Here is a 19,392-nt window from a genome sequence, read left to right on the forward strand (position 1 = left end):
ATGGACCCGCTCGGCGTCGCCGTCAGGTTTGGGCTCTGTCTCGATCTGATGGCTGCATTCGGGCTTGGGGCGTTCGGGCTACTCGGACCGCGCGGGACAGCGGAGGCGATGCCACTGCGCGCGGTCCTGCTGGCGAGCGGCATCGCCGGCATTATCTTGTCGACGATCGGGCTCTTCGCGCTCGCAGCTTCGATGGCGGGCGTATCGATACTCGAGGTCGATCGCGAGACGGTCTCGATGCTCGTCACCGAAACCGCGACCGGCACCGCCTGGATTGTGCGAACGATCGCCTTGGCGGGGGTCGTCGCTGTCACGCTGTCGGACGGACAACTTAAGCCCGCCCGCTTAGTCGCAGCGGCAGTTGCCGGCGGAATTGCGTTGGCTACGCTCGCCTGGACGGGACACGGCGCGATGGACGAGGGGGGTATTGGCTGGCTACACCTCCTGGCCGACATTGCCCATCTGCTTGCGGCTGGGGTGTGGATCGGCGCGCTGCTCGGCCTTGTGCTGCTGGTGACGCGGCGCCGTGCACTGATCGACGAGGTCCACCTCACACTCACCCACCGTGCGCTCCACGGTTTTTCCACGACCGGTGGCGTCATCGTCGCTACGATCGTGGTCAGCGGCCTCGTCAATTCCTGGCTCTTGGTGGGTTGGGCCGGTCTGCCACTCCTACCATCGACGTTGTATGGACAGTTGTTGCTAGCCAAGCTCGCGCTCTTCCTCGGGATGCTGGTCCTCGCGGCTGCGAATCGGTTCAGGCTGACGCCCGGTCTGCAGCGGGCGGCGGAAGGCGGCGATCATGGAGGGGCCATTCTCGCGCTCCGCAAAAGTCTTGCGGCAGAGGCGGCGTGCGCAATTGCGATCCTGGCCCTTGTGGCATGGCTTGGAACGCTCGAGCCGCTGGCAGCGATGGCCCCGTAACGCAGAGCTAGCCTGCTATTCCGAGCGTAGGCGCGGGGTGTTGCATGCCCGCGCGTAGTTATCTGTGCGGGCTAACGCTTTTTGGGCTTGACCCTGACATGATGTCAGACCCCATATGAGTTGCGCTGGAGGATCGACATGACCGACGAAGCGCAAGAACACGATGATGGACACAAGCCGGCGAAGAGCGGAGGCTGCTGCGGCGGCAAAGCGCCTGTCGCGCCGGCAGAAGCGGACACGCCGAACGCTGCCTGCTGCGGCGGTGGCCCTGACGCCGCCGGTGATCATCAGGGCGACGGCGACAAGACTGCTGCTTCGCCTGCCTTTGAAGGCTCCGTGAAAGATCCGGTCTGCGGTATGTTCGTGGACCCGGCCAAGACGCAGCACCATGCCGAGCACGCCGGTCACGAGTATCATTTCTGCTCGGCGGGATGCCGCACGAAATTCATTGCCGACCCGGACGCGTATCTCGGCGGGCGCGTGGAGCCTAAGGCATCGCCGGGTGCGATCTGGGTTTGCCCGATGCATCCGCAAATCCGGCAGGAGGGGCCGGGCACGTGTCCGATCTGCGGCATGGCCCTTGAGCCGGAGGAGCCGAGCCTCGACGATGGCCCAAACCCAGAGCTAGTCGATTTCACCCGCCGCACCTGGATCGCCGGGGCACTGACCGTGCCGCTCGTCACCATCTCAATGGTGGCGGAGCTGCTCGGCATGCAGTTCGTCTCCCCATCCGCATCACCGTGGATCCAGCTCGCGTTGACCGCACCGATCGTGCTCTGGGCCGGCTGGCCCTTCTTCGAGCGCGGCTGGATGTCGCTGCGCACGCGACATCTCAACATGTTCACACTGGTCGCGATCGGAGTTGGCGCGGCTTTCGCCTACAGTGTCGTCGCCACGCTCGCGCCGGGGCTGTTCCCCGGCTCGTTCAGGATGCACGGGGTGGTGCCCGTCTACTATGAGGCGGCCGGCGTGGTCGTGACACTCGTCCTGCTCGGGCAGGTGCTCGAGCTCCGGGCCCGTGCCGCGACGGGTCGCGCGATCCGCGCCCTCTTGGATCTGGCTCCGAAGACGGCGCGCCGCGTGCGTGCCAACGGTTCCGAGGAGGAGATCGATCTTGGGCATGTCGTCGCCGGGGACCGCCTGCGGGTGCGCCCTGGAGAGGCGATCCCGGTCGACGGTGTGGTCGTCGAGGGCCGCTCACCGGTCGACGAGTCGATGCTGACGGGCGAGCCGGCGCCGGTGCTGAAGGAGAGTGACGCCGATGTTACCGGTGGCACCGTCAATGGCACAGGATCGCTCCTGATCGAGGCGCGCGCCGTGGGATCTGACACCGTGCTCGCGCGGATTGTGAAGATGGTGGCCGAGGCGCAGCGCAGCCGGGCGCCGATCCAGGCCGTCGCCGACCGCGTGTCCGGCTGGTTCGTGCCCTTGGTCATCGCGATAGCGATCGCTACCTTCGTCGTATGGAACCTGGTCGGTCCTGAGCCCCGGTTCGGGCATTCGCTCCTCAATGCGATCGCGGTGCTCATCATTGCCTGCCCATGCGCGCTTGGCTTGGCGACGCCGATGTCAATCATGGTCGGCACGGGCAGAGGCGCGCGCGCCGGGGTGCTCATAAAGGATGCCGAGGCGCTCCAGCTCATGGAGAGGGTCGACACGCTTGTCATCGACAAGACCGGCACGCTGACAGAGGGGCGTCCAACCCTGGTTGCGGTCGAGACTGCGAACGGGTTCGACAGGAAGGATGTGCTAGCGGCCGCCGCAGCCGTCGAGGCACGTTCGGAGCACCCGCTGGCCCAGGCGGTGGTCATCGGTGCACGCAACGAGGGCTTTGAAGCAGGAACGCTGGAAGAATTCGCATCGCAGACCGGGCGCGGCGTGACCGGGCGCGTGAATGGTCGCATGGTCGCTGTCGGCAACGTCGCTCAGATGGTCGATGTGGGCGTGGACGTCTCGTCGCTGGAGGACGCGGCGGACCGCCATCGGGGCCAGGCCGCTGGAGTGATGTTCGTGGCGATCGACGGCGTGTTCGCGGGCCTGCTGGCAGTTGCCGACCCGATCAAGGCGTCGGCGCGGATGGCGATCCAGGATCTGCGCGCGGAGGGCCTGCGCATCGTCATGCTCACCGGCGATGCCGAAGGGACGGCGCGAGCTGTCGCTGATGCGATCGGCGGCATTGATGAGGTTCATGCCGGGCTCAAGCCGGAGGACAAGGCGCGCATCATCGGCGAGCTCAAGGCCGCCGGCGCTAAGGTTGCGATGGCCGGCGACGGCATCAATGATGCCCCGGCGCTTGCGGCGGCGGATGTTGGCGTCGCCATGGGGACTGGAACGGATGTCGCGATCGAGAGTGCAGGCATGACGCTGACGAAGGGCGACTTGGCGGCGATGGTGCGCGCGCGACGCCTCGCCCGCGCCACGATGCGCAACATCCGGCAGAACCTGTTTTTCTCGTTCCTATTCAACGGCATCGGCGTGCCAGTGGCTGCGGGCGTCCTCTATCCGGTGTCGGGCATCCTGCTGTCGCCAATGATCGCGGGCGCGGCGATGGCGCTGTCGTCCTTCACGGTCGTCGCCAACGCGCTGCGTCTCAACCGGGTGAAGCTATGAAGATCGGGCCGGCGTCCGAGGCCAGCGGCGTATCGCAGCGCATGATCCGCCACTACGAAAAGATCGGACTGGTCCCGTCTCCGTTGCGGCGGGATAGCGGCTACCGGGACTATTCCGACTCCGACGTCCACCGGCTGCGGTTCATCGCGAATGCCCGCGACCTGGGCTTCCCGATCGAGGAGATACGCAAGCTGCTCGGGCTGTGGGGCGATGGAGCGCGGGCGAGCGGCGACGTTAAGGCGATTGCGACCGCACGGGCCGACGAGCTTGGCCGCAAGGCGCTAGCACTCGAGGCAATGCGCGTCGCACTGCTCGACCTCGCAGCCCGCTGTCATGGTGACGACCGACCCGATTGCCCAATCATCGACGACCTGGAAGGTCGATCAAAATCGCTGGCCTAGGGCCGCTGCGGTCTCATGCCGCTTCGAAGCGCTCCTTGAAGGCTAGCAGCCGCAGAGCGTTGAACACGACGACGAGTGTCGAGCCTTCATGCGCAAGCACGGCTGGGCCGATGCCCAGGCCGAAAATCGTCGCCGGCAGCAGCACCCCGACGACGCCTAGACTGATGTAGACGTTCTGCCGGATGATGCGGCTGGTCTGGCGGCTGAGCCCGACCGCGAAGGGCAGGTGCGATAGGTCGTCTGCCATCAGCGCGACATCCGCCGTCTCCAGCGCGACGTCCGATCCGGCGGCACCCATCGCGATGCCGACGGTAGCGTTGGCCATTGCCGGCGCGTCATTGACGCCGTCGCCGACCATCGCGACCTTCGCCTCGGCCTTCAGCTTCTTGATCGCGTCAACCTTGTCCTCCGGCATCAGGTCGCCCCAGGCCTCATCGAGTCCAACTTTCTTGGCGATAGCGTCGGCGACGCGCTGATTGTCGCCGGAGATCATGATCATGCGGGTGATGCCGAGATCGCGCAGCCGCTTCAGGGTCGCCACTGCCGCCTTGCGCGGGGTGTCCATCAGGCCGATCGCGCCGAGATACCGCGAGCCCAGACGCACGACCATCGTCGTGCGCCCGCTCCCCTCGAGCCGGGATATCGATTCTCGCAAGGCGGCCGGGAGAGGCTCACCGCTGACCTCGCCGAACAGCTTGGGGCTGCCGATATGGACCTCCTTTCCCTCGAAGGTCGCCTCTACGCCGCGCCCGGTGATGCTGCGCAGGTCGCTAGCGGCGGGCACTGCGACATCGCCCAGACGCTCGCGTCCGTCCTTGGTGATGGCGGCGGCCAGCGGATGGTCGCTGAGGGCCTCCACCGCGACGGCCACGCGAAGCAGTTCTTCCTCGGTGACGCCGTCCGCAGCGACCACGTCGGTGATGCGCGGGCGCCCCTCGGTAAGCGTGCCAGTCTTGTCGAAGGCGATCGCGCTCAGAGTGCCGAGGTTTTCGAGCGGGCCGCCGCCCTTGACCAGCACGCCGCCGCGCGCGGCGCGGGCGACGCCCGACAGGACAGCGCTCGGCGTGGCGATGGCGAGGGCGCACGGGCTCGCTGCGACCAGGACCGCCATCGCCCGGTAGAAGCTGTCGCGGAACGGCTCATCTACGACGACCCAGGCGAACAGCATCACGACCACGAGGATCAGCACGGCGGGCACGAAGATACGCTCGAACCTGTCGGTGAAGTGCTGGGTCGGCGACTTCTGCGCCTCTGCCTCGCCTACCATCTTGACGACCTTCGCCAGCGTGGTGTCGCCCGACAGGCGCGTCACCTGCACCTCGATCGCGCCGGAACCGTTGATGGTGCCCGCGAAGATGCGGCTTTCGGTTGCCACCTTGTCGGGCTGTGCAGCCGCAGCGGCCGCGTCCGCGACCGGCTGTTTGTCGACGGGCACGCTTTCGCCGGTCACCGGCGCCTGGTTGACGCTGGAGGTGCCGACCACGACGAAGCCATCAGCGGGCATGCGCTCGTTTGGCTTCACCACGACGGTGTCGCCGACCTTCAGCTCCTCGACCGGGATCTCGGTCGTGCCGCCGTCGCGTCGCACCAGCGCCGTCTGCGGCGCGAGCTCGGCGAGCGCCTCGATGGCTCGCTTCGCGCGGCCCATCGCGTAGTGCTCCAGCGAGTGGCCGAAGCTGAAGAGGAACAGCAGCAGTGCCCCTTCCGCCCACGCGCCAAGCGCCGCTGCGCCAGCAGCGGCCACCAGCATGAGCGTGTCGATCTCGAACTTGCCGCCGCGCAGAGATGCGAAGGCCTCTCGAAGCGTAAAGACGCCGCCGAAGAAATAAGCGGTGACGTAGAAGCCTATCGGCACCCACTCAGTCGCATCCGTCAGCTTCTCGATGGCGAAGCCGATCGCGAGCAGCGCGCCGCAGATCAGCGCGAAGTAGAGTTCGGTGTTGGCGCCAAGCAGGCCGCCATGTGCGTGCGCGCCTCCGACGGTCTCGACGCCGTGTTCGTGCCCGGCCTCCGCATCGATTTCGGCGGGAGCCCCGGGGGTGTCAGCAGCCTTTGCTTCTCGCTGCTCTTCGGCGTGCTTGTCGACCAAGTGTGTGGTTCCTTCGGTAGCGTGGTTTGGGCCGGTTTCGTTTTCGGTCATCCGATCAGTTCCTCGAGCACCAGCAGGCCGAGGAAGCCGGCGAAGAACATTGCACTGATCAGCGGCGTGTCGGGATCCGCGTGCGCCTCGACCAGAAGCTCCTCGGTGACAAGGTAGAGCAGCGCCACCAGACCGAAGCTCAAGAATCCGACAATGATGGCGGCCGGCAGCTCGGCGACTGAAAGGCCGATGGAGGCGCCACCCGGCAGGAGCAGAGCGATGGCCGCGACGATCATGACGATCTTTGCCTTGGAGCGGATCGTTTTGCCCAGCTCGGTCGTCAGCGTCAGGCCCAGGAATAGCACCTCGAGCGTGAGCGCGATGGTCAGCAGCACGCCGGCCCTCGTGCCGGCAACGAAGGCCAGGCCGAGGACCAGGCCATCGATGGCGATGTCGATCGCGACCGCGCCTAAAAGCGCCGCCGGCCCCTTGAACTGGGCCTCGAACGTCTTGAGCCCGAGCATGGCCGCGACTCCGAGTGCGCCGCCGACAAGTGTCGCTATCGGCGAGTTCCCGTGCATGACTTGGGGAAGTATCTCGGTCGCGGCCGCCGCGAAGACGACGCCGGCCGCCAGATGCTGCAGCGCGCTTGTCACGCGTTTGCCTGGCGGCCGAGTGACGGCGGCGATCGACCCCAGCACGGTCGCGAGCAGTGGGATGAAGGTGTAGTTCAGCATGGGCATGGAAGATTCCTCCGTGTCGGCCACGCGGCAGGGGATGCCGAACGCCACACCGGCCAAGGCACCCCTAAGAGGTTGCGGAAGCTGATGCGGCGCGGGGGCGTCATGCCTTGATCGCCGTAGCGATGAGGCTGCTGTCGCCTCCCAGGACTTCGACTGCTTCCAGCGTGATCAGCCCGATCCCGTGCACGTCTGCAAGCGAGGCGGCGAATTCCCGGAGCCGGGCATCCTCGTCCACGATTTCGATGACGAGCGACTGGTCATCCTCAAGGAAGTGCTTTCGATGCTGGTGAGCGGAGTGCCCAAAGCCGAACAGGGCCTGAAGCACGGTCGCGCCCGCCATTTTCGCATCTCGTGCGCGAGATGCGACTTCCTCGAATAGCTTGCGGTCCCCGAAATACGCCGCCTCGTCGGTGTAGATGCGCAGCAGCTTGAAGTGATCCGACATTGGACTTCTCCTGTTCAGGCCGTGGCCGGTTCATCATGCTTGGGGGACCGGCGCCGCTGCCCGATGCGCTCGCCCAGGCCCAGGATGACCTTGGCTAGGGCGGGCAGCACCAGTAGCGTGAGGATTGTCGCGGCGATGAGGCCGCCGATCACGACCATCGCCAGCGGCTTTTGGACCTCGGCGCCGGTGCCGTGGGCCAGCGCCATCGGCACGAACCCGATGGCGGGAACGAATCCGGTCATGATCACCGGCCGCACCCGTTCGAAGGTTCCCTCGATGATCGCCCTGCCGAGTTCGACGCCATCCTCGAGCCGTTCGCGGATCGAGGACATGACGACGAGCCCGTTGAGCACCGCGACGCCGGCGAGGCAGATGAAGCCGACCGCCGCCGACACGGAGAACGGGATGCCGGTCATCAGCAGCGTGAACACGCCGCCCGCTAGACCCAACGGCACTGCCGCGAACACCGCCGCCGCCCGCGCGAACCCGCCGAGCGCCATGTAGAGCAGCCCGAAGATGATCGCGAAGCACAGGGGCACCACGATCGCCAGCCGGTCTGACGCCGCCTGCAGGTTCTGGAACTGACCACCCCATTCGAGATATGAACCGGTCGGCAGCGCCACCTTCTCCACCTTTGGCAGCGCCTCGGCGACGAACGACCCGACGTCGCGTCCACGCACGTTCGCCTGGATCACGACGCGGCGCTTGCCGTTCTCGCGGCTGATCTGGTTCAGTCCCTCGCTGAAGCGGAACTGCGCGACTTGGGCCAGTGGCACCGAGCCGCGTTTCTCGCCTGCCTCCTGCGGCAAAAGCACGGGCAGATTGCGCAGCGCGTCGAGATTGTCCCGCGCTTCCATTGGGACGCGGACGGAGACGGCGAAACGCCGATCGCCTTCGAATACCAGCCCGGCCTCGCGGCCACCCATCGCCGCCGCAACCGTGTCGGCGACGTCCTCGACGGTGAGCCCATATCGCGCGATGGCCGCACGGTCGAAGCGGATGTCGAGCGTCGGCGAGCCGGTGGTTTGCTCGGCCTTCACGTCGGCGGCGCCCGGCACCGACTGCAGCGTTTGGACGATGCGTGCGGCCGCCGCGCCCATCTTGTCGAGATCATCGCCGTAGAGCTTGATCGCAACGTCGCCGCGCACCCCCGCGATCAGTTCGTTAAAGCGCAGCTGGATCGGTTGGCTGACTTCGTAGGAATTGCCGATCTGGGCGCCCGACACCTTCTCGATGCGCTCGAGCACATCCTCCTTGGTATTGACGCCCGCAGGCCATTGGTCCTGCGGCTTGAGGATGACGAAGCCGTCCGAGATGTTCGACGGCATCGGGTCGGTCGCGACTTCGGCGGTTCCGGTCTTACTGAACATCATCGCAACTTCGGGCAGGCTGGTGATGGCGCGCTCGACGCCGCGCTGCATTGTCAGCGACTGCTCCATCGAAACCGAGGGAACACGGCTGGACGCCATCGCCACATTCTTCTCATCGAGCTGGGGTATGAATTCCTGCCCGAGGAAGCCGAACGCGATAATCGCCGCACCGAAGAAGGCGAAGCCTGCGCCGATGAAGGGCCACGGCCGCGCGACCGCCTTGTCGAGGATCGGAGCGTAGCGGTCCTTGATCTTGGCGACGACCCAGACTTCCTTTTCCGCCACCTTCCCACGGATAAGCAGCGCGACCATCGCCGGCACGAATGTAAGCGCCAGGATGAACGCCGCAGCCAGCGCGAGCATGATGGTGATTGCCATCGGCGAGAAGGTTTTGCCCTCAACTCCGGTGAACATCAGCAGCGGGGCGAATGCGAGGAAGATGATGGCCTGGCCGAAGACGGTCGGCTTGATCATCTCCTGGCTTGCCCGCATCGTCTCCTCCAGCCGCTCGCGCAGCTGCAGCAGTCGGCCCTCGCGGTGCTGCCGTTCGGCGAGTCTGCGGAGGCAGTTCTCGACGATGATGACGGCGCCGTCGACGATCAGGCCGAAGTCGAGTGCGCCAAGGCTCATCAGGTTCCCGGGCACGCCGAAGAAGTTCATGCCGGTTGCCATCATCAGGAACGAGAACGGGATGATGAGCACCGCGATGAGTGCCGCACGCCAGTTGCCTAACAGCAGGAACAGCGCGGCCGCGACGAGGATCGCGCCCTCGATCAGGTTTCTCTGGACCGTGCTGACGGTGGCGTTGACGAGCACCGAGCGATCGAGGGTTGGCGTGACCTTGATGCCGGGCGGCAGCGACTTGGAAACCGCCTCCATCCGCTCGGCGACATCGCGGGCGACGACGCGGCTGTTCTCCCCGATCAGCATCAGCGCTGTGCCGACCACGACCTCGTGGCCGTTCATGCTGGCGGCGCCGGTGCGCAGGTCGCCGCCGATCTTGACGGTTGCCACGTCCTTGACTGCGACGGGGACACCGCCGCGCGTCGCGATGATCGCGTCGGCGATCTCGCCGAGATTGCCTATGCGCGCGTCGGCGCGGACCAGGAACGCTTCGCCGCCACGGTTGAAGTAGTTGGCACCGACCGCGAGGTTGGCGGCCTCGAGCGCCTTGGCGAGTTCCGAATACGACACGCCGTAGGTGCTGAGCTTGGTGGGATCGGGCTCGACGACGTAGGTCTTTTCGAACCCGCCGATCGAATCGATGCCGGCGACGCCCTGGACGGTGCGCAGCTGCGGCCGGATGATCCAGTCCTGCACGGTGCGCAGATACGCGGAGCGCGAAACGTCGTCGCTCAACCTGTCGCCCTCCGGGGTGAGGAAGGTGCCGTCGCGTTGCCAGCCAGGCTTACCCTCATCGATCTTTGCGCCCTTGCCACCGGGGTTGGTGAAGTCGACGGCATACATGAACACCTCGCCGAGGCCGGTCGTGACCGGGCCAATCTGCGGCTGCACGTCGCCCGGCAGGCTGTCGCGCGCCTGGGCGATACGCTCGCTGACCTGCTGGCGGGCGAAGTAGAGGTTGGTGGAATCGGTGAAAATCGCCGTGACCTGGCTGAAGCCGTTGCGCGACAGCGAGCGCGTCGTCTCCAGCCCGGGTATGCCGGCTAGCGCGGTCTCAATCGGGAACGTCACGCGCTTCTCGATCTCGATTGGCGACAGGCCGCGTTCGACGGTGTTGATCTGCACCTGATTGTTGGTAATGTCAGGCACGGCGTCGATCGGCAGCTTAGTGAGCTGCCAAAGGCCGAGCGCCGCGATGGCGATGAAGAGGGCGACGACGGCCCAGCGCGCCCGGACGGACAGCGCCATGAGGTTGGCGATCATGAGATCAATGCTCCTCGCCGGCGGACTTGCCGAGCTCGGCCTTGAGCAGGAAGGCGTTCGTGGTCGCGATCGTCAGCCCCGGCGTGAGCCCGGACAGGATCTCGACCCGGCCAGCGCTGCGCTGCCCAGCCCGCACTGGGGTGGCTTTGAAACCTTGCGGCGTTCGAACGAACACCACGTCGGCACCATTCACCGACTGGACCGCTTCCTCGGGCACCACGATCGCCGTGGTTGATCCGCCTCGGCTTGGCATCAATCGCACACGGACGGCCAGACCAGGCTGCAGACCCGCGCTCGGGACATCGATCACCGCCGTTGCCGAGCGGGTTTCGCCGCTCAGCGTCGGGGTCACTGACCTAACCCGCGCCTCGATCGTCCGTCCCTCGGATAGCTCGATGACGGCGCGGTCGCCGGGTGCCAGCCGCGAGGCATCGGCCGGTCCGACTGCCGCCTCGATCTGGATCTGGCGGGGGTCCGAGATGCGGAACAGCTCAGTCTCGGGCGCGACGAAGGCGCCAAGCCGGACGGAGGTCGATGTCACGCGGCCCGAGATCGGGCTCGACAGCACGACGCCGCGTCCATCGCCGGTGACCCTCGCGGCGCTGGCAGCAGCTTGCGCCCGGCGGGATTCGGCAGCAGCCACCGCCGCCTCGGCCTCGGCCCGTTCGAGATCGACGCGTGGCGAAACCTTCTGCTGGTAGAGGTAGCGCTCACGCGCCAACCCCTTCTGCGCGAGGACGGCTCGGGCGTTTGCGGTGCTGCGTTCCGCCGAGATCTGGGCAGCGTCGCGGCTCTCGACGATGGCGAGCGCCTCGCCGGCGCGGACGGGATCGCCAAGACGCTTGAGGACCCGGGTAACCGCGCCTCCGGCACGTGCTGTGACGATGGCCTCGCCCGTTGGCGAGGCAGTGACCACGGCCTGGCTCACGATCTCGGTCGCCAGCCCGCCCGCACTGATGCTTTCGGTCGCGATGCCCGCGTCCTTGATGGCCGCCGCCGCGATCGCGACGGTGTCGGTCGATCCCTCCTCTTCGTGCTCTGCGGCGGCTTCGGTGGCAGGTGCGGTTGCGCCGTTCCCGGTCAGGCGGGCGATGCCGAAGCCGCCGGCAGCGGCCGCGAGCGCGATGGCGGCTGCTCCTGCGAGCAGTTGACTGCTGAATCGTGTCATCGGTGATCTCCGGAATTCTGAAGGTCGACGGGCGCGGGGCTGATAAGCCTGCGCAGCCGGGCCTGGGCGTCGTGGTATGCGGCGAGCGCGTCGATGGCGGCGGCTCGCGTCTCCGCCAGCGTCCGCTCGGCGTCGAGCAGTTCGAGCTGGCTGAACTTGCCCGCTCCGTAGCCGGTGCGGGCGATGCGGGCGGCTTCGAGCGCCGCCGCCAGCGCTGGCCCGTTGGCCGAACGTGCTGCGGCCTCGGCGTTCGCGACGTCGGCCTGCGCGCGCGCGATCGCCTGACCGGCATCAAGTGTGGCCAGTCGGCGGCGTGCATCCGCCTGATCCCGCTCGGCGCGCGCGACGCTGACGGCCGCGCTGCCATTGTTGAAGAACGGCAGGGGGATCGAGACGCCGAATACCGCCGCTTGGTCGCCGGTGTCGGAATAGCGCCGCGTGCCAGCGGAAAGCGTCACGTCGGGAATCCGCTGGGAGCGTGCCAGCCGCACCTGAGCGTCGGCCGTCGCAAGATCGGCGGTCGCCGCCGCCAGCGCGAGAGTCCCGTCGAGGTTGATGGCCGCAACAGGGCCGTATGTAGTCGTTCGTTCGAACCAGGCGGTGTCCAGTGAACCGCTCACGGGTTGGCCGAGCAACCCCGCCAGGATCCCACGGGTCGTTTCGACCTCCCGTCGGGCGCGTTCGACCGCAGTCCGTGCGTTGATCTGCAGCACCGCTGCGCGCTGCTCGTCTATCGGCGAGGCCGCGCCCACCATTACGCGGTCCGCAGCGACGCGCAGGCCTTCGTTGGCGATCCTCACCTGTTCGCCGGCCACTTCGAGCCGCCGTTCGGCTGTGACCGCCTCGATATAGGCTTGGGTGACGCGCAACCGCAGGTCGGCGAGCGTCATCGCCGCTTCCAAGCGTGCGCGGATGCCGCGCGCGTCGGCTACGGCGATACGAGCGGAACGCTTGCCGCCAAGTTCGATGGGCAAGGCGAAGCCGAGTGTTGTCTCGGCTTGGTTGAATCCGCGATACGGTCCGGTCCCGGTGACGTTCTCGGTCTCGACCGAGAGCTCGGGATTAGGCCGCAGGCCCGCGACAGTGCGATTGGCCTCGGCCGCGCGCACGCCGGCGGCGCCGATGTCGGTGGATGGAGATGCGGCGCCTGCCTGGCGCAATGCCTCCTCGAGCGAAAGGGAGCCATCGGCTACGGCCGGTGGCGAAGTCTGCGCCTGCGCGATGCTCGCGCAGGACGACGCGGCCAGGACGGCCGCGATGAATCGATGCATCTATTGAACTCCTGACGAACGACGTCGAGCGGGAGCTTCTCAGCTCCCGGCTTGGCGGGTCGTCAGGCTTGCGGAGGCCTCAGCGCGGGGTCGCCGCCGGTGGTGACGTAGCGCGCGGTGGCGTGCGCTGGCGCGACGGAACTATGCGCGGGCAGCTGGAAGCCGAGGGCGTCGTCGAGCGCCGCCGCGACATGATGGCCGTGGCAGCCGCCGTGGTGATGGGGATAGCCCTTCTCGGCATCGGCAGGGACTTGGTCTGCGTCCCCGTCGACATGATCGACATCGAGCGCCGCCGTGACTGTTGATTCGACGCACGCCGGCGGTTCCATGGCGTGCGCGACCGATCCACCCGCAAGCGAGAAGAGGACCGCCACGCAGGCGAACAAGGCGATGAGCCGATGCATCAGGTGCGACCGTAGCATCCCGGCGTGCTCTTCGCCACTGCGATGGTCATTCGGCCGCCATCGACGGCGCTGACGTCCGCAGCTCTGCCAGCGCCTGCGCGATGATCTGGGTGCCGCCCCATAGGCCGAGACCGGCCATGATTCCGGCGACTGCGAGATCGGGCCATGCGGTGCCCGTGCCGAACACGCCCGCCGCTGCGGCGACGACAGCGAGGTTACCGATGGCGTCGTTGCGCGAGCATACCCAGACGGACCGCATGTTGGCCTCGCCCGCCCGGTATCGGTAAAGCATCAGCGCGACGCCCGTATTGGCGGCAAGCGCGAGCACTCCGACAACGCCCATCGTCTCGGCCTGAGGCACGCCGCTGCCGAAGGCCGCGACCACGGTCGTGACCAGCACGTAAAGCCCGAAGCCCAGGATCGTGGCGCCTTTCACCAGCGCCGCTCGCGAGCGCCACTGCATCGCGAGACCGGCGACACCCAGACTGATGGCGTAGTTCGCCGAGTCGCCGAGAAAGTCGAGCGCGTCCGCCTGCAGCGCCCGGGACCCGGACGCGACGCCCGCGACTATTTCGCCAGCGAACATGGCGAGATTGACCGCCAGCGCGATCCACAACGCGCGCCGCCATCCTGGATTGGCCTTCGCGGGCGCATCTGACTGACAGCTGTTACAGACCATGATTGAGCATCGCATCGTGCGTCATGGAGCGTCCATGCACCCTCTAGTGACTACAGGGTCAAGAGGTATGTGGCGCAAGCGCACGGGGCTATCGCGCCGATGCCGCAGCGCGGCGCCGGTTCAAGAGGAAGCCGGCACAGACTGCGATCAGCATCACCGCCTGAGCGCCGAGGGACTGCAAGGTCGGGAAGATACCGAGCGCGGTGATGCGGGGACCGTCACTGAGGGGCGCGATGTCGATGATCCCGGCTTCCTGGAGGGCTGCGACCCCCTTGCCGGCGAGGACGACCGTAAGCACCGCCATGAGCCAGGCGCTGTAGGAGAAGAACTTCGCGATCGGTAGGTCGCGGCTGTAGCGCAGCATCGCCCAGGCGATCACTCCTAGCAGCAGCACGGCCGAGGCGGCGCCGGCGAGCAACATTCCGCCATTCCCTTGGGTCCAGAGCGCCGCGTAGAACAGGATCGTCTCGAAGACCTCGCGATACACGACGATGAACGCGAGGCCGAAGAGGAACCATGCCGACTGGCGCGACAGCGCCTGCGACATCTTCTGGCTGATGTAGCGCTGCCACTGGTCGGCTTGCGCCTTGCCATGCATCCAGATGCCGACGGACAGCAGGACGATCGCCGCGAAGAGGGAGCCGAAGCCCTCGGTGAGTTCTCGGCTCGCACCGCTGATGCCGATGACGTAGGTCGCCACCGCCCAGGTGAGGGCGCCAGCAACCAGCGCGCCGATCCAACCGCCGTGGACGTATGGCAGCACCTCGGTTCGATCGGCTTTGCGCAGGAAGGCGATCATCGCGACTACGATCAGGAGCGCTTCCAGACCCTCGCGAACGAGGATGGTGAACGCGCCGAGGAAAGTTGAGGCGCTGCTTCCGGCATCAGGTGACAGCGCGGCTTCGGCGTCGTCGAACAAGCTGTCGAGGACCTGGACCCGTATCGCCACCTCATCGGCCGGGCGGCCTTGCTGAAGCGCGGCTCGGAACTCGCCCATCGCGCCTTCGATGTTCGCCATCAGCGCGGAGTCGCGGGCGGTGAGAGTGGGTTCGACCGGCTCGAACCCGTCCAGGTAGGCGGACAGCGCCAGGTCCCGCGCCGATTGCAGGTTGCCGGCGCGATAGGCCGCTAGGCTTTGTGCGAGCTTCGTCCGGGCGATCGTGAGCGAGCCGGAGCTGGGCTGGACCACCGCTCCGGGATGTAGCCGGAGATACGCGATGACCGCGTCCGCCTTTGCTTCGCCGATTTCCCCCGCGAGTGTGCTGGGCGTCAGTCCAGCAAGCGCGGTCAGATCGGGTATGTGCTGCCGGAGGCTGGCTTCCGCTTTCCAGATGCGTTCACCCTCGGCCGAGAGCGCGCCCGGAAAAGCGAGGTGGCCGGCATGGAAGGCGAGCGCCCATCGGTCTTCCGCAGGCAGCGATGCGAAGCTCGGCATGGCGGTGCCGTCGATCCCTTGCTCGATCACCTGGTAGAGGGCGAACGGGCTTCTCTGGCGCGCTCTGGCGACATCGGTAAACGCGATCGGGGGCGTCGCGAGCTTGGCGGCGTCGGGGCCGCGTCCATCGCCGTTGGCACCGTGGCAGCTTGCGCAGTTCTGCTTGAACAGCGCGGCGCCGCGCGTCAGGTCCGGCGCGCGAGCCGGCGCGAGCGGTATGGGATATGCCTTCAGCAGCGTGCTCGCCATGGCGCGCGTCAGCTGTGCGACGTCCGCCGACGAGGCCTTCGCCGCGACGAGGGCCTTGAGCCGCGCGCCGTCGGCGAGGAGGCTCGTCCTGGCCGCCGTCGGGGGCAGCGACTGCAGGCGTTCGGCCACCGAGGCCGCGAATTCGGTCATCTCGGCATATTCCGCCGCGTTCGTGACGCGTCCGGCGTTGACCGCGCCGCCATAGTCGACGGCCATATAGTCGAGCAGCCGCCACGCGGTCGGCACGTCGGCGCTCTGTGCGAAGGCGGGTCCGCCGAGGACCAGCAGCAGGAACATGGCGAACAGTGCCGATAGCCGAGACAGGGCGTTCCCGGCGCAGCGTAGACCGGTCGCAAGTGGGTCGTGGATTGATGGATGCATCCCCGCTCGATAAACCTTGCAGCGGCTAGAGGGTCAAGCGTTTTGCGAGCTAGTTGCAATAACTTGCGCGCCAGCTTCTACGACGCGCCGGGTTATGCATCTGGTCCCAATGTCTCGATGATGCGGCAGTCGGATATGGTGCCCTGGCCGCATTGGACGATGAGGCTGTCTAGCTCGGCGCGCAACGTCGTCAGGTCGGCGAGCTTGCGGTCGATCGCGGCGAGGTGCTCGCGGGCGATCACGTCGACCGCCGCGCACGATCTGTCCTTCTGGTCCGCCAGTCCCAGCAGCGCCTGAATCTGCTCGAGGGAGAAGCCGAGTGAACGGGCGCGGCGGATGAAGCTGAGCCGCGCGAGGTGCGCCGGCGAATAGGCGCGGTAGTTGCTGGCAGTGCGCTCAGGTGCCGGGAGCAGGCCTATCGTCTCGTAGTAGCGGATCGTTTCGACCTTCGTGCCCGTAGCCGCCGCGAGTTTCCCGATGCTGAGCGAAGGTTGTGGCAACGACCGTTCCCCGTGTTTTACGCCTCCTTGTAGGGCCCGTCGCCGTCCCGGTCGATTGGCGTTCCAATTTGTCGCGTAGCGGGTTCGGCCGGCGGCTACACACGCCGCCGGCCACCCTTCCGGGCACTTCGGGACCTTCCACAAGTCCATCCGTGGACCCGGAGGTGATAGGATTGGGCGAATCTTTTCCAGATCTTTTCGGAATCTTTTTGGAAAGGGCGTCAGTACTGGACAGGTCACCAATGGTTTTGGCGCTTGCAAGAAGTAAGTTCGCGCGACGGGCGGCGACGGCGTCGCGGGCGTCCCTCATGCGCCGCTACGCTCCAGCGACGCCCTCCTGCAGCGAGCTTCCCCCCGACGGCCACGCGCGGTATCAGTCGGATTTGAAATACAGGGTGGTAATGGATGACCGAGCGTTGGGTGGGATTCGTGGTCGTTGGAGACTCGGTGACGATCGTCGACTGTGAGATCCCTGATGACGGAGACGCTCCTCTTGCCATCGTCGCGGATGACACTTGGAAAGTTCAGAAGGGCGACCGCGCGGAGGCGTATGATGTAATGTATAGGCGCTGCGCCAATTATCTAAAGGAGAACGGGATCGCGGAAGTGGTGGTGAAGGCCAGTGCTTTGACCATGGGGTCCACGAAGCTCGGCCACATGACCAGCGCCGAGCTGCGCGGGGTCATCATAGCGGCGTCGGCATCGGCCGCTTCCGTGCGGACGATCGCCAAGGCCCTCATCAGTCGGACCTACGGCGACCGCAAGATGGACGAGTATCTTCAGGACGACGATTTCTGGGCGGAAAAGACCACGGGGGGATCGCTGAGGAAGAACAGCCGCGAGGCGGCCATGATCGTCATCGCGGCGAGGAATGCGCGATGACGGGCCTGGTATCCGGTCTTCAGCTCGGGCCCCTGCTCGGTGCGGGCGCGTTCGGGCAGGTCCATCTTGGACAGGACGATGCCCACGGCCAGGTGGCGGTCAAGGTGCTCTCCCGCAAGGCGGACTGGGATGACGGCAAGTGGGACGCTTGGAAAGCGTCCTTCCTCGCGGAGGCGCAGAGCCTGTCGCGCGCGACGCACGACCATGTGGTGAAGGTCCATCACATCGTCGCTGCCGATGACGGTGAAAGCGTGCTGTTCTGCATGGCGTTCTGTCCGGGGGGGAGCCTGCAGGCCCCTTACGAGCGGGGCCCGCTCGAGACATCGGCGGTGCGCCGGGTCGGCACGGACGTCCTGCTCGGACTGTCGGCTCTCCATGCCCGGGGGATGATCCACCGTGACATCAAGCCCGCAAACATCCTGCTGGATGCCCGGGGAAATGCGCTGATCGGCGATTTCGGTCTTGTAACGGACGATATCGCCTTCGGCTACGCGGCGGACGCCGGCTATTACGACCACTTGGCATTCGAGTTCTGGCACGGGAGGGGAACCAGCGTTCGCACCGACATCTGGGCGCTCGGCGCGACGCTGTATCGCCTGCTGCACGGACGGGTATGGTATGAGGAGTCGCCCAGTCCGAAGGATCTGATCCAGCACGGGGGCTTCGCCGATGGCCTGAGGTGGCTGCCGCATGTGCCAAAGCGGTGGAGGCGGGTCATCCGCCAGATGATGGAGGACGACACCGTCAAACGCTACCAGACCGCCGAACAGGCCTTGGGGGCTTTAGGCACGCTGCCGATCACGCCTGCTTGGAAAGCCACCGTTACTCCGGATCTCGTCCGCTGGGAGTTCGACTCGGGCAAGCGGCTGAACGTAGTCGAATGGAAGCGCCTAGCCCGCGCGAACGAATGGGTCGCCTGGAGCGAACCAGTGGCTGGGGCCAACGGACGAAGGAAGACCTTGGGTGGATCCGGTGGCGTCGTGTCGTCGAAGCGGGCGATCCAAGAGCTGGAGCGCTACCTGGGCGCTTAGCGGTCGCGCAGCGCCCGGGGGAGCAGGTGCGATCCTTCGAAGCCGCCGGCCGGAATAGGCGTCAGTCCGAAGGTCGCAGCGGCTGCACTTCGACGATCCTTAGAGCACTTCGTGCAGAACGCCCGAGCAGCGACGACGCCCTGACGGGGTCGCCAGAAGCGGCCGCAGTTTCTGCATCTGGGCATGCCTAGGGTCAGATTTGGTGATCTATTCATGGCTCCACCATCAACCCACTCTGCGCATAAGCGGTGAACAAAACGTGAATCGTTTGACGCGCGATGTCAAGTTTTGGTGTAAGGCGCAATGACGCCGGAAGTGGAGATGGCGGCCTGAACAGGCGCTCCGCTCGCCGAACGTCAAGCTCCTTGCCTGGAGGACCACCTCGGCGCCGACCGACCTCCGCGCGACTGCCGAGCATCGGTTCCCGATCGAGCTTGCTCGACCCAGTGCAAGTCCTCGCTCGGGGTGCCGCAGTCGGACCGGGCTGGCCGGGTTCATCCCGCCTTCCGGATGCCTTGGCTAGAAGATCTACACTTGTTGAGATCGTCCTGCAGGTGGCCGCAGACCTCGGCGCACCCATCGCAACAGTCCTTGATGAGGAAAACCGTGAGCTGGCGGACTGCATCCGGCAGCGCGCTGTAGATGATGTTCCTTCCAGCGCGACGGGACGTCGCAAGGCCCGCTTGGGAGAGGATCGTGAGGTGTGACGACATGGTGTTGGCCGGCGTCCCCGTCTTTTCGGCGAGGTCGCCTGCTGTCATGCCTTCGCCGCCTGCCCTGGCGAGGAGCGAGAACACTGCTAGCCGGGTCGGTTGCGCGAGAGCGCTCATCACGGTGATCGCTTTTTTCATTTCCATAGCTCTAGAGTAAACGAACTGTCGCTGGAGGCAAGGCCGCTTTCCTCCGGTTTGCTGCGGTTCGCGACTTCGACT

15 protein-coding genes and 1 pseudogene are annotated in these 19,392 nt (G+C 66.5%); 5 read left to right on the top strand and 11 right to left on the bottom strand.

Annotated elements, in window-relative coordinates:
• The 3 genes from copD to cueR all read left to right on the top strand — a co-directional run bounded on the left by copD (position 1) and on the right by cueR (position 3,935).
• Positions 1 to 924 carry a copper homeostasis membrane protein CopD gene (gene copD, locus ACZZZM_RS01360; protein WP_463593317.1) on the top strand — a complete coding sequence of 308 codons (924 nt, stop codon included), beginning with the start codon at positions 1 to 3 and terminating at the stop codon, positions 922 to 924.
• A 138-nt stretch (positions 925 to 1,062) separates the two neighbouring features.
• Positions 1,063 to 3,534 carry a heavy metal translocating P-type ATPase gene (locus ACZZZM_RS01365; protein ID WP_463593318.1) on the top strand — a complete coding sequence of 824 codons (2,472 nt, stop codon included), beginning with the start codon at positions 1,063 to 1,065 and terminating at the stop codon, positions 3,532 to 3,534.
• Positions 3,531 to 3,935, top strand: coding sequence for a Cu(I)-responsive transcriptional regulator (gene cueR / locus ACZZZM_RS01370; RefSeq protein ID WP_463593319.1), 405 nt, complete (start codon positions 3,531 to 3,533; stop codon positions 3,933 to 3,935). The genes ACZZZM_RS01365 and cueR overlap by 4 nt, the downstream gene beginning before the upstream one ends.
• 13 nt (positions 3,936 to 3,948) lie before the next feature.
• On the opposite strand, the pseudogene ACZZZM_RS01375 reads toward cueR, so the two are convergent.
• The 10 genes and pseudogenes from ACZZZM_RS01375 to ACZZZM_RS01420 all read right to left on the bottom strand — a co-directional run.
• Positions 3,949 to 5,904 (bottom strand): annotated as a pseudogene (locus ACZZZM_RS01375) (heavy metal translocating P-type ATPase); the annotation flags it as partial.
• Positions 5,905 to 6,071: 167 nt separating this feature from the next.
• A complete protein-coding gene (locus ACZZZM_RS01380; RefSeq protein ID WP_463593320.1) occupies positions 6,072 to 6,758 on the bottom strand; it encodes a ZIP family metal transporter in 687 nt (228 codons plus the stop codon).
• Between the two features lie 100 nt (positions 6,759 to 6,858).
• Complete coding sequence (locus ACZZZM_RS01385; protein WP_463593321.1) at positions 6,859 to 7,203, bottom strand: DUF190 domain-containing protein; 345 nt, start codon at positions 7,201 to 7,203, stop codon at positions 6,859 to 6,861.
• Positions 7,204 to 7,217: 14 nt separating this feature from the next.
• The gene (locus ACZZZM_RS01390) at positions 7,218 to 10,460 is read right to left on the bottom strand and encodes an efflux RND transporter permease subunit (protein WP_463593322.1); all 3,243 of its coding nucleotides are present in this window, start codon (positions 10,458 to 10,460) and stop codon (positions 7,218 to 7,220) included.
• Between the two features lie 4 nt (positions 10,461 to 10,464).
• Positions 10,465 to 11,628, bottom strand: a complete 1,164-nt coding sequence (locus ACZZZM_RS01395) for an efflux RND transporter periplasmic adaptor subunit (protein ID WP_463593323.1) — start codon at positions 11,626 to 11,628, stop codon at positions 10,465 to 10,467.
• Positions 11,625 to 12,899: a TolC family protein gene (locus ACZZZM_RS01400; protein ID WP_463593324.1), complete on the bottom strand. Its 1,275-nt coding sequence runs from the start codon at positions 12,897 to 12,899 to the stop codon at positions 11,625 to 11,627. The genes ACZZZM_RS01395 and ACZZZM_RS01400 overlap by 4 nt, the downstream gene beginning before the upstream one ends.
• Positions 12,900 to 12,961: 62 nt before the next feature.
• On the bottom strand, positions 12,962 to 13,303 hold the full coding sequence (locus tag ACZZZM_RS01405) for a hypothetical protein (RefSeq protein WP_463593325.1): 342 nt from the start codon (positions 13,301 to 13,303) through the stop codon (positions 12,962 to 12,964).
• A 46-nt stretch (positions 13,304 to 13,349) separates the two neighbouring features.
• Positions 13,350 to 13,982: a cation efflux transmembrane domain-containing protein gene (locus ACZZZM_RS01410; RefSeq protein ID WP_463593326.1), complete on the bottom strand. Its 633-nt coding sequence runs from the start codon at positions 13,980 to 13,982 to the stop codon at positions 13,350 to 13,352.
• An 88-nt stretch (positions 13,983 to 14,070) separates the two neighbouring features.
• On the bottom strand, positions 14,071 to 15,963 hold the full coding sequence (locus tag ACZZZM_RS01415) for an FTR1 family protein (protein WP_463593327.1): 1,893 nt from the start codon (positions 15,961 to 15,963) through the stop codon (positions 14,071 to 14,073).
• A 176-nt stretch (positions 15,964 to 16,139) separates the two neighbouring features.
• Positions 16,140 to 16,547, bottom strand: a complete 408-nt coding sequence (locus ACZZZM_RS01420) for a MerR family transcriptional regulator (RefSeq protein ID WP_463593328.1) — start codon at positions 16,545 to 16,547, stop codon at positions 16,140 to 16,142.
• 405 nt (positions 16,548 to 16,952) lie between these two features.
• On the opposite strand from ACZZZM_RS01420, the gene ACZZZM_RS01425 reads away from it, so the two are divergent.
• Positions 16,953 to 17,429 carry a hypothetical protein gene (locus tag ACZZZM_RS01425; protein WP_463593329.1) on the top strand — a complete coding sequence of 159 codons (477 nt, stop codon included), beginning with the start codon at positions 16,953 to 16,955 and terminating at the stop codon, positions 17,427 to 17,429.
• On the top strand, positions 17,426 to 18,460 hold the full coding sequence (locus ACZZZM_RS01430) for a serine/threonine-protein kinase (protein WP_463593330.1): 1,035 nt from the start codon (positions 17,426 to 17,428) through the stop codon (positions 18,458 to 18,460). Before ACZZZM_RS01425 ends, ACZZZM_RS01430 begins: the two co-directional genes overlap by 4 nt.
• Before the next feature lie 494 nt (positions 18,461 to 18,954).
• Here ACZZZM_RS01430 and ACZZZM_RS01435 read toward each other — a convergent pair whose 3' ends face one another.
• On the bottom strand, positions 18,955 to 19,311 hold the full coding sequence (locus ACZZZM_RS01435) for an ArsR/SmtB family transcription factor (RefSeq protein WP_463593331.1): 357 nt from the start codon (positions 19,309 to 19,311) through the stop codon (positions 18,955 to 18,957).
• Between the last annotated feature and the right edge of the window lie 81 nt (positions 19,312 to 19,392).

The organism is Sphingomonas sp. AC522 (assembly GCF_979258125.1).

What these genes read in the sequence shown, in the direction of transcription:
- copD (WP_463593317.1), top strand. Translation starts at nt 1, where the DNA reads ATGGACCCGCTCGGCGTCGCCGTCAGGTTTGGGCTCTGTCTCGATCTG.
- ACZZZM_RS01365 (WP_463593318.1), top strand. Translation starts at nt 1,063, where the DNA reads ATGACCGACGAAGCGCAAGAACACGATGATGGACACAAGCCGGCGAAG.
- cueR (WP_463593319.1), top strand. Translation starts at nt 3,531, where the DNA reads ATGAAGATCGGGCCGGCGTCCGAGGCCAGCGGCGTATCGCAGCGCATG.
- ACZZZM_RS01380 (WP_463593320.1), bottom strand. Translation starts at nt 6,758, where the DNA reads ATGCCCATGCTGAACTACACCTTCATCCCACTGCTCGCGACCGTGCTG.
- ACZZZM_RS01385 (WP_463593321.1), bottom strand. Translation starts at nt 7,203, where the DNA reads ATGTCGGATCACTTCAAGCTGCTGCGCATCTACACCGACGAGGCGGCG.
- ACZZZM_RS01390 (WP_463593322.1), bottom strand. Translation starts at nt 10,460, where the DNA reads ATGATCGCCAACCTCATGGCGCTGTCCGTCCGGGCGCGCTGGGCCGTC.
- ACZZZM_RS01395 (WP_463593323.1), bottom strand. Translation starts at nt 11,628, where the DNA reads ATGACACGATTCAGCAGTCAACTGCTCGCAGGAGCAGCCGCCATCGCG.
- ACZZZM_RS01400 (WP_463593324.1), bottom strand. Translation starts at nt 12,899, where the DNA reads ATGCATCGATTCATCGCGGCCGTCCTGGCCGCGTCGTCCTGCGCGAGC.
- ACZZZM_RS01405 (WP_463593325.1), bottom strand. Translation starts at nt 13,303, where the DNA reads ATGCATCGGCTCATCGCCTTGTTCGCCTGCGTGGCGGTCCTCTTCTCG.
- ACZZZM_RS01410 (WP_463593326.1), bottom strand. Translation starts at nt 13,982, where the DNA reads ATGGTCTGTAACAGCTGTCAGTCAGATGCGCCCGCGAAGGCCAATCCA.
- ACZZZM_RS01415 (WP_463593327.1), bottom strand. Translation starts at nt 15,963, where the DNA reads ATGTTCCTGCTGCTGGTCCTCGGCGGACCCGCCTTCGCACAGAGCGCC.
- ACZZZM_RS01425 (WP_463593329.1), top strand. Translation starts at nt 16,953, where the DNA reads ATGACCGAGCGTTGGGTGGGATTCGTGGTCGTTGGAGACTCGGTGACG.
- ACZZZM_RS01430 (WP_463593330.1), top strand. Translation starts at nt 17,426, where the DNA reads ATGACGGGCCTGGTATCCGGTCTTCAGCTCGGGCCCCTGCTCGGTGCG.
- ACZZZM_RS01435 (WP_463593331.1), bottom strand. Translation starts at nt 19,311, where the DNA reads ATGAAAAAAGCGATCACCGTGATGAGCGCTCTCGCGCAACCGACCCGG.